Annotated in this window: 6 protein-coding genes; 3 read left to right on the forward strand and 3 right to left on the reverse strand. The window is 69.8% G+C overall.

Annotated features, from left to right (window positions below):
• On the reverse strand, positions 1-2,426 hold a 2,426-nt coding region (locus tag VGD44_RS15330; protein ID WP_331088588.1), incomplete at its 3' end, for an ATP-binding protein.
• A gap of 136 nt (positions 2,427-2,562) precedes the next feature.
• On the opposite strand from VGD44_RS15330, the gene VGD44_RS15335 reads away from it, so the two are divergent.
• Positions 2,563-3,642, forward strand: coding sequence for a flavodoxin family protein (locus VGD44_RS15335; RefSeq protein WP_331088590.1), 1,080 nt, complete (start codon positions 2,563-2,565; stop codon positions 3,640-3,642).
• Positions 3,643-3,733: 91 nt separating this feature from the next.
• Complete coding sequence (locus tag VGD44_RS15340) at positions 3,734-4,921, forward strand: Gfo/Idh/MocA family oxidoreductase (protein ID WP_331088592.1); 1,188 nt, start codon at positions 3,734-3,736, stop codon at positions 4,919-4,921.
• Here VGD44_RS15340 and VGD44_RS15345 read toward each other — a convergent pair.
• Entirely contained in the window at positions 4,883-5,635 is a 753-nt protein-coding gene (locus VGD44_RS15345) for a PIG-L deacetylase family protein (protein WP_331088594.1), read from the reverse strand. The two genes, VGD44_RS15340 and VGD44_RS15345, sit on opposite strands and share 39 nt — an antisense overlap.
• A complete protein-coding gene (locus VGD44_RS15350) occupies positions 5,635-6,060 on the reverse strand; it encodes an Lrp/AsnC family transcriptional regulator (RefSeq protein ID WP_331088596.1) in 426 nt (141 codons plus the stop codon). Before VGD44_RS15350 ends, VGD44_RS15345 begins: the two co-directional genes overlap by 1 nt.
• A 121-nt stretch (positions 6,061-6,181) precedes the next feature.
• Here VGD44_RS15350 and VGD44_RS15355 point away from each other — a divergent pair.
• Positions 6,182-7,080 (forward strand): saccharopine dehydrogenase family protein (locus tag VGD44_RS15355; RefSeq protein ID WP_331088597.1); only part of this gene is annotated, 899 nt, incomplete at its 3' end.

The following is a 7,080-nucleotide window of genomic DNA, read 5'->3' on the forward strand; positions in this document are numbered from 1 at the left end:
TCGGCGCGGATGGGCTTGGAGAGGTGGGCGTCGGCGCCGGCCTCCAGGCTGGCCTTCACGTGCTCGTCCAGGGCATTGGCGGTGAGCATGATCACCGGCGTTCGCGGCAGGCCGTGCTCGCGCTCCCAGGCCCGCAACTGGCTGGTGGCCGACAGGCCGTCCAGCTCGGGCATCTGCATGTCCATCAGGACCACGTGGAAGCGCTCGGCCCGCAGCGCCTCCAGCGCCAGCTTGCCGTTCTCGACGATCACCGGGTCGATGCCCACCGAGTCCAGCACCAGCTGCACCACCTTCTGGTTGGTCGGGTGGTCCTCGGCCAGCAGCACGCGGGCGCCCGAGATGTCGAAGCCCTCGGAGGCGTCCTCCTCGGCCTCGACCGCCTCGCCGTCCACATGCTCCAGCGGGACCACCACCGAGAAGGTCGAGCCCTTGCCGGGTTCGGAGGCCACCTCGATCGTCCCGCCCATCAGCTCGATCAGCGAGCGGCTGATGGCCAGGCCCAGGCCGGTGCCGCCGAAGCGGCGGCGGATGGAGTCGTCGGCCTGCTCGAACCGGCGGAAGAGGCGCTGGCGCACCTCCTCGTCGAAGCCGATGCCGGTGTCGGCCACGGTGAAGCCCACCGTCCCGCCCGCGGCGTCCACCTCGAGGCGGACCTCGCCGGCCTCGGTGAACTTCACGGCGTTGGACAATAGGTTCGACAGCACCTGGGTGATCCGCACCGTGTCGCCGGCGAAGCGGCGGTCGGCCTCGGGCGCGACGGACCAGGTGAAGCTCAGGCCCTTGATCTCGGCCGAGGCGCGATGCAGCTCGGCGATGCGGCTGACCAGCGTCGACATGGCGAACTCGTCGCGCGCCAGCTTGATCTCGCCCGCCTCGATCTTCGAGAAGTCGAGGATGTCGGTCAGCACCCGCTCCAGCAGGCGGCCGGATGACACGATCAGCTCGGCCAGCTCCTTGCCCTTGGCCGTCTCCTGCTGGCGCGACAGGGTCTCGGAAATGGCGATCACCCCGTTCAACGGGGTGCGCAGCTCGTGGCTCATGTTGGCGAGGAAGCGGGACTTCTCGGCGTTGGCCCGTTCCAGCTGGGCCGTTCGCTCGTGCACCCGGTCCTCCAGCGAGGCCATGATGCCCTCGGCCTTCTCGCGCTCGCCGCGCAGCGCGCGGGCCAGCACGCCGATCTCATCGTGGCGACCCTCCTCGAGGGCGACGTCCGGGCGTTCCGCCTCGTCGGCCTCGCAGGAGTCGGCCAGCCGCTGCAGCGGCCAGACGATGGCGCGGCGGGCGACATAGACCACCAGCAGGGTCTGGATCGCCGTGGCGATGCCGCCGATCCACAGCAGCCACGAGGCCGAGCGCGCCGCCGAGGCGGCCACGGCCGCCTTGGGATAGCTCAGCATCAGGTACCAGTCGGGGCCGGCCAGCTGGCCGAACGCCACGATCTGCTGGCCGTCGGGGCTGTCGACAACGCCGCTGGTCTGGCCCGTGCGGTGGATGGCCGCCACCATCGCCTTCAGGCCCAGCCGGTGCTCGTACTCGGCAACGGTCTTCTCGGCCGCCTTGCCCGGCGTGGTGAAGCCCGGATAGGCGATCAGCTCGCCCTTGCCGGTGACCAGCAGCGTCGCGGCGCCCGGCAGCGAGGTCTTGACGGCGTTGGCCATGAAGCCGGTCAGCTCGATCGACGAGCCGAAGGCGCCCACGTTATGGCCGTTGGCGTAGGCCGGCGTCAGGCAGGCCGTGGCCAGCCGCTCGCCCACCTCGTCCTGGATCAGGCGCTGCAGGTTGGTGCAGCGGGTGAGGCCCTGCGGGTCGTTGTCGCGGCTGGTCAGCGACGACATCTCCTCTTGGGAGATGTCGAGATCAGCCGGCGCCTCGTGGCGGTAGAACATCAGCCGGTCAGGCCGGTCCGGGCCGAAGATGATCAGCCGCGTCTTGGGCGGGGTGAAGAAATAGAAGTTGTCGTAGTCCTTGCGCGCCGCCTGGCCGAAGTTGGCCACCAGCTCGAAGCCCGCCACCAGCACCCGCTTCTCGGCACGGGTCAGCTTGTCGGCCTCGCCGATCAGCGCGCCCATGCCATAGACGTACTGGCCGTTCTGCATGACGCCTTCGAACCAGGGGTCGCGGCTGCGCCGCGTGCCGTCCGGACGGCGCGGGAAGTAGACGTCGGCCAGCCGGTCCACCTCGGCGTCGCTCAGGTGGTTGATCCGCCGCTCCAGCTCCTCGCCGGCGGCCTTGTGCAGGGCGGTCAGGTTGGAGAAGCGGCGTTCGACGTTGCTGGAGCGCTCGCGGACGTAGTCCTGCAGGAAGGCGATCTGGCGGTTCTCGAGCTCGCGCTTGAACACGAGGTAGGCGCCCAGCGTCCCCAGAATGGTGACGATCAGCGACATGACGCCGACGCTGACCAGGAACCTGCGCGAAAGAGATCTCATTGCCCTGTCGGGACCCCCAAGTACCCGGCATCCTTGAGCCTTTTTCGTTTAAGGCGCGTAACCAACATCGTTATTCGGCCAATGGTCGCACGCCGTTAGCCGGGAACGACCGCCGAGCGCAGCCGTTGGCGGCAGAATGGCGAGACGCGCTCCCGAGCCCCGCAAGGGCATGCCCGACCCTACGCTGGCCGAGGCCGAGTTCCGGCGGCGCTACCTCGAGCAGTTCCGCGACCCCGCGTTTCGCGCGCTGGACGCCGAGCTGGAGAGGGTCGTGCAAGTGGCGTGGGGCGCCTACTCGGCCGGCCGAAAAGCGCCCATCACCCGCAAGGCCGGCCCGGAATTCGCCGATCCGGACTACGACCTCTCGGTCGACTGGCTGGCGGCCCGCGGGGCGATCCACGCGGCCCAGGCCCGCCACGACGACCCCAAGGGGCCGCACCGGTTCCTGCTGATCAACGCTTCGTCCCGCAGCGAGCACACCTGCCCCGGCGAGATGTCGAAGTCCTGGCGGTTCGTGCGGCTGGCGCTCGACATCCTGGAGGCCGCCGACAACACCGCGGTGCGGGTGCTCGACCTGTCCCGGCTGGCCTCGGAGTACGGGCGCAATATCCACCCCTGCAAGGCGTGCTACTCGACCGCGGCGCCGCTCTGCCACTGGCCCTGCTCGTGCTACCCGAACCACGCCCTCGGCCAGACCCAGGACTGGATGAACGAGGTCTACCCGATGTGGGTCGAAGCCCACGGGATCATGATCGTCACGCCGGTGAACTGGTACTCGCCCACCTCGCCGCTGAAGCTGATGATGGACCGGCTGGTCTGCGCCGACGGCGGCAACCCGGACCCCACCCGCACCCACGGCAAACGGGCAGAGGAAGCCAAGCAGATCGAGCTCGACGGCTGGGACTATCCCCGCCACCTCGCCAAGCGGCAGTTCGCCGTCGTGGTCCACGGCGACGTGGAGGGCGCCGAGAACGTGCGCCGCGCGCTCTGCGACTGGCTCCGCTTCATGCACCTCTGCGCGGCCGGGCCGACCGCCGAGCTCGACCGCTACGTGGGCTACTGGCAGCCCTACGCCACCAGCCACGACGCCCTCGATGCCGACACCGCCGTCCAGGAGGAGGTCAGGAACGCCGCACGCACCCTGCTCATGGGCGTCCAGCGCGACCCGATGGGCGAGTTCACGGGTTCCGAGCTGAAGGCGCCTAGGCAGAAGTGAGGGCGCAGCGACTCATCCCGGCGAAGGCCGGGATCCATGGCTAGACCCGGCGGCGGGCCTGCGGTCTGATACCTCCGGAGAGGAGACGGCCATGACCACCTACCGCATCGGCGTGATCGGGCTCGGGCAGCGGATCGCCCACGTGCTGGCGGCCATGAAGGAGGTGGGCTGGAGCTTCGTGCTCGAGGCCTACGCCGACCCCGCCCCCGTCGGCGCACCGATCCTGGCGGCGGCCGACATCCGCATGGGCCACCCGTGCGCCGACCCGGCCGAGCTGATCGCCCGCGGCCCCTACGACCTGCTGATGCTGGGCGCGCCCAACCACCTGCACTTCGAGCACCTGATGCTGGCGATGCAGACCGGCTGGCCGATCTTCGCCGAGAAGCCGATCGTGCGCACCGAGGAGGAGACCGAGGCCCTCGCGCGCCGGCTCGCCCAGCCCTCGCCGCCGATCTACGTGGGCCTCGTCATGCGCTCGCTGCCCATCGTGCGCGACGTGGTCGGCCGCATCGACCGCGGCGAGCTGGGCGAACTGGTCTCGATCGACGCCACCGAGCACCTGGGCGCCGACCACGGCGGCTATCTCGCGCGCAACTGGCGGCGCAAGCAGGCCTGGGGCGGCAGCTACCTGCTGGACAAGGTGGTCCACGATTTCGACGTCTTCGGCCGCTTCGTCGGCGCGCGGCCCGCACGGGTGGCCAGCTTCGGCGGCCGCCGGATCTTCACCTCCGAGCGCGCCGATGCGGCGCGCACCTGGGAGGACGGCTCCGACGCCTACACCTTCCGCGACGCCGGCTGGGGCGCGGCCAACGACGCCTTCCAGTCGGACATGGACGTCACCGACCACCAGGTGGCCCTGATCGAGTACGCCAACCAGGTGCGGCTCTCGTTCCACGCCAACAGCCACACGGCCCTCACCGAGCGGCGCTGGTACGTGGCCGGGACCGAAGGGACGCTGATCGCCGACCTGGTGCGCAACAAGCTGATGGTCCGCCGCGCCCTCTTCCGCGGGAAGCCCGAGAAGGTCGAGTACGGCAACGTGACCGCCGACGCCCACAACGGCGCCGACCAGGCCATGGCGCTGGACCTGCTGGCCGCCATGGAGGCGCGCGCGGCTTTCCCCGTGACGCCCTACGAGTCGCTGGAAGCTGGCCTGACCGTCATGGCCATCGACCGCGCCCTGGCGGCGCGCGAGGTCGTCGACTGTGCGCCCATGTGGGCCCGCTACGATGCGGCCTGCTCAGGGGTTCAGGAGCAGCGGGCCCAGGAGCTGCTGTAGCACCGCCGCCTTCGGGTAGGGCGTGTGCAGGTACTGGCGGAAGCCCTCGGCGTAGGCGACGCCGAAGTCGGCGCCCACATGCCGGCTCCACGCCTCGGTGTCGGCCAGGAAGTCGGCGACGCCATGCTGCCTGGCGACCCAGGCCACCTGGCTGCGATGCTCGGCGATCATCGCCTTCTTGACCGCGAAGTGGCGGGTGATGTCGGCGCCGAAGTCGCGTTTCAGCCGGTTCCCATCGCGATCGCGGCCGCCGATGGCGTCGGTGAAGTAGAGCGCCGGGATGCCTGCCAGCGCCGCCGCCCCGCCCGTCTTGTAATTGGCCACCGGCGCGGCGAAGCAGGCGTCGCGCACCAGCACGCTGATCGCCTCGTGGTCCGGATGGTAGTCGGCCGGCGAGGCGGTGATCACCATGTCGGGCCGCACCTCGCGCAAGAGCTCGGTGACCGCCCGGCGCGAGGCGTCGTCGTTGAACACGCCCAGGTCGGGGAAGCGCAGGCAGCGGTACTCGGCCTTGATGTGCGCCGCCGACGCCGCAGCCTCGGCCTGGCGCAGCCGCGCGGTTTCCACGGGCCCCACCTCGGCCGAGCCACCCTCCCCGGCCGTGGCGGTGACCATGACCACCCGATGCCCCACCGAGCTCAGGTACGCCAGCGCGCCGCCGGCCAGGATGTCCAGGTCGTCGGGGTGGGCGTGGACGGCGAGGATCGTGGCCATCAGCGGTCGAACTTCGTCGAGAGCACCAGCGAGGTGTTAGTGCGCTCCACGCCCTTCAGCGCGCCGATCTCGTCGATGACGGCGTCCATCTCGGCAACCCCCGCGGCCTCCACCGTGGCGATCATGTCGAACGGCCCGCTCACCGACTGCAGCCGTCGCACGCCCGGCATCCGCTTGAGCGCGGCCGTCACCGCCGCCGCCGACTTGGGCTCCACCGTCAGCATGATGAAGGCGTGCACCCGGGCGGCCTCGTAGGCCCCGGCCAGCTTCACCGCATAGCCGGCGATGGTCCCGTTGCGCTCCAGCTTGGCCAGGCGGCTCTGCACCGTTGTCCGTGACAGGCCCAGCGCGCGGGCCAGTTCGGCCACCGGCGCGCGGGCGTTGTCGCGCAATCTCGCCAGCAGGTGCTCGTCCAGGTCGTCCATCGGCGTTCCGTGCAATCAGGTCGGCGATATGTCCAAAATAGACCCGCATATCGCCGGGGCGCCAGTTGAAAGCGACTCGGGGGCGGCAGATTCTGGGCCGGCCAACAAAAGAGGTCATTCCATGCGCAAAGTCGCCGTCGTCGGTGCGGGCAAGATCGGATCCACCGTCGTCGACCTACTGGTCGGCTCGGGGAGCTACAGCGTCGTTCTCATCGACCAGTCGGCCGAGGCGCTGGCCGAGTTCGCCGGCCGCGCCCACGTCGAGACCGCCGCGATCGCCATCGATAACCCGACCCAGATGGAAGGCGCGCTGAATGGCGCCTTCGCGGTCGTGAACTGCGCGCCCTACCACCTGACCATCGCCGTCGCCCGCGCCGCGAAGGCCGCCGGCGCCCACTACCTCGACCTGACCGAGGACGTGGCCTCCAGCCGGGTCGTCCGCGATCTCGCCGTCGACGCCACCACCGCCTTCATCCCGCAGTGCGGCCTCGCCCCCGGCTTCATCACCATCGCCGCCTGGGACCTGATCAAGCACTTCGACCAGCTGCACGACGTCCGCCTGCGGGTGGGCGCCCTGCCGCGCTATCCGTCGAACGCGCTGAACTACAACCTCACCTGGTCGACAGACGGGGTGATCAACGAGTACTGCGAGCCCTGCGAGGCGATCACCAACGGCAAGCTGCGCGAAACGCCCGCCCTCGAGGAGTGCGAGGAGTTCGCCCTCGACGGCGTGACCTACGAGGCCTTCAACACCTCCGGCGGCCTGGGCACCCTGTGCCACACGCTGGACGGCCAGGTGCGGAACCTGAACTACAAGACCATCCGCTATCCGGGCCACGCGGCGATCATGAAGGCGCTGCTGAACGACCTGAACCTGCGCAACCGCCGCGACGTGCTCAAGGACATCCTGGAGAACTCGGTCCCGGCCACCATGCAGGACGTGGTCATCGTCTTCGTCACCGTCTCGGGGATGAAGAAGGGCCACCTGATGCAGGAGACCTACGTCAACAAGGTCTTCTC

Origin of the sequence: Phenylobacterium sp. (assembly GCF_036402295.1) — a bacterium.
In the GTDB taxonomy this organism is placed as follows: Bacteria; Pseudomonadota; Alphaproteobacteria; order Caulobacterales; family Caulobacteraceae; genus Phenylobacterium.

What these genes read in the sequence shown, in the direction of transcription:
- VGD44_RS15345 (WP_331088594.1), bottom strand. Translation starts at nt 5,635, where the DNA reads ATGGCCACGATCCTCGCCGTCCACGCCCACCCCGACGACCTGGACATC.
- VGD44_RS15350 (WP_331088596.1), bottom strand. Translation starts at nt 6,060, where the DNA reads ATGGACGACCTGGACGAGCACCTGCTGGCGAGATTGCGCGACAACGCC.
- VGD44_RS15335 (WP_331088590.1), top strand. Translation starts at nt 2,563, where the DNA reads ATGGCGAGACGCGCTCCCGAGCCCCGCAAGGGCATGCCCGACCCTACG.
- VGD44_RS15340 (WP_331088592.1), top strand. Translation starts at nt 3,734, where the DNA reads ATGACCACCTACCGCATCGGCGTGATCGGGCTCGGGCAGCGGATCGCC.